This is a genomic window from Arthrobacter sp. Y3223164 (assembly GCF_059091005.1).
Map to the genome: position 1 here is coordinate 1 of NZ_JBNHGF010000428.1, position 2,169 is coordinate 2,169.

General features: G+C 71.0%; 3 protein-coding genes. All 3 read left to right on the top strand.

Annotated features, from left to right (window positions below):
- The coding region (locus AC5RUJ_RS14985) for an alpha/beta hydrolase family protein (protein WP_494156111.1) at positions 1 to 368 on the top strand (368 nt) is incomplete at its 5' end.
- Between the two features lie 41 nt (positions 369 to 409).
- Entirely contained in the window at positions 410 to 1,324 is a 915-nt protein-coding gene (locus AC5RUJ_RS14990) for a carbohydrate kinase family protein (RefSeq protein WP_494013403.1), read from the top strand.
- Positions 1,325 to 1,361: 37 nt separating this feature from the next.
- On the top strand, positions 1,362 to 2,169 hold an 808-nt coding region (locus AC5RUJ_RS14995), incomplete at its 3' end, for an HAD family hydrolase (protein WP_494156112.1).

Sequence of the window (2,169 nt, forward strand, 5' to 3'; positions counted from 1 at the left end):
TGGAGCTCGCTGCGGTGCTCAGCCAGTCCGGGGTGCTGGATGTGGCGCGCGCCCACGAGCTGGGCCTGAGCGACGGCGCCGTCGAAAACCTGCTCGGGCGGCCGGAGGACGCTGATCCAGGTGCCGCGCATCCCTACCGGCTCGCCGATCCCATGCGGAACGTTCCGCTGCCGGTCCCCGTCTACGCCTTCCACGCCGAGCAGGACGCCGACGTGCCGAGGGAACTGTCCGAGCGCTACGTCGACGCCGCCCGGGCCGCCGGCGGGACGGCCGAACTGGTGCTCGTTCCCGGGGACCACTATGCGCTGATAGATCCTGCCTCTGTTGCGTTTGCGCGCATCCGCGGGGTGCTGGCCGGCCTGGGCTGATGCCGGTGCCGCAACCGGCGGCGCTCTGCTACGTTGGCACTGTGCTCACGGTCATAGGCGAAGCCCTGGTGGACGTCGTCCGCTCCGACACGATGCCCCCGCGGGTGCACGTCGGCGGCAGCCCAATGAACGTGGCGGTGGGCCTGGCCCGGCTGGGCCACCCGGTCCAGTTCGTCGGCCGGTACGGCAAGGACCGGTTCGGGGACCTGGTCCACGGCCATCTGCGCCGCAACTCCGTGTTGGTGCCGCTGGATCCGGATGCGTCGCCGACCAGCGCTGCCACCGCTACCCTGGATCCCGCCGGTGCCGCCCATTACTCTTTCGACCTGCTCTGGGAACTGCCGGACCTCGAAAAGATCCGGCCCCGGCTGCTCGACGAGACGGTCTGGCTGCACACCGGCTCCGTCGCCGCCATGCTGGAGCCGGGCGCGCACACGGTGTACAGGACCGTCCAGCGGGCCCATCCGCGGGCCCTGGTCAGCTACGACCCGAACTGCCGGCCCACGCTGATTACGGACCGGGACTTCGCCCGGCGGCAGGCCGAAAAGTTCGTGGTCCTGGCCGATGTGGTCAAGGCCTCCGACGAAGACCTTCAGTGGCTGTACCCGGACCGTACCGTCGAGGAGACGGCCCGTGCGTGGTTGAAGCGGGGGCCGGCCGCGGTAGTGGTCACGCGCGGGGCGAAGGGCAGCTGGGGAGTGGTCGGTGCCGGGACGGCAGAGGTCACGGCACCGGCGTCGGCCGTCGTTGACAGCGTAGGCGCCGGCGACGCGTACATGTCCGGGCTGCTCGATGCGCTGCTGAACGCGGGATTCTCCGGTTCGGCCCGGCGCGGCAAGCTGCGCGACATGGGCTCCGCCACGCTCGAAGACGTGATGGCGCACGCTGCCCGTGCCGCGGCCATCACGGTGTCCCGGGCAGGGGCGAATCCGCCGCGCCGCGACGAGCTGGGCTAGCCGCCTGCGCCGCCGGAGGCATCCCTAGACTGGTGCAATGCGCCTTATCGCCAGCGACCTCGACGGAACCATCATCGGCCGGGACGGCAAAATCAGCCCCCGCACCGTCCGGGCGTTTCGCAGCGCGGCGGCCGCGGGTGTGGAAATTGTCTTCGTGACCGGCCGGCCGCCGCGCTGGCTGACTCCGCTGGCCGAACAGATCGGACACCGCGGCCGGGTGATCTGCTCCAACGGCGCCGTGGTCTACGATCTGGTGGCCGAGCGGGTGCTCTCGGCGCAGACGCTGCCCCACGCGAACATTCTCGAGGTGCGCCGGATCATCCTCGGCCTGCACCCGGCGGTGACGTTCGCGGCGGAAACGACCGAGGGATTCCTGCTGGAACCGAACTTTCTGCAGCCCGGCTCGGTGGAGCTTCTGGACGGCACCGTGCCCAAACTGTTGCCGGAAAGCCTGCGCCGCTCCGACTCGGTCGTGAAACTGCTGGCCCGGGGGACGGACATCGACCCCGACGCCTTCCTGGCCGAGGTGGGCCCGGCGGTGGGGCATCTGGCCGCCGTGACGCATTCTGCCCCCGGCAACCCGCTGCTGGAGATGGCACGGCCGGGGCTCAACAAAGCGGTGACCCTGGCCGAGTACGCCGGTTCGTTGGGCATCGGCCCCCAGGACGTGGTGGCCTTCGGCGACATGCCGAACGACATCGAAATGCTGCGGTGGGCCGGGGCCGGCTACGCGATGGCCTCCGGCCACCGCACCGCGCTGGAAGCAACCCCGTTCCGCGCCCCGGCGTTCGCCGAGGACGGCGTCGCCCAGGTGATCGAGGAACGGCTGGCGGACCGGCGGCAGG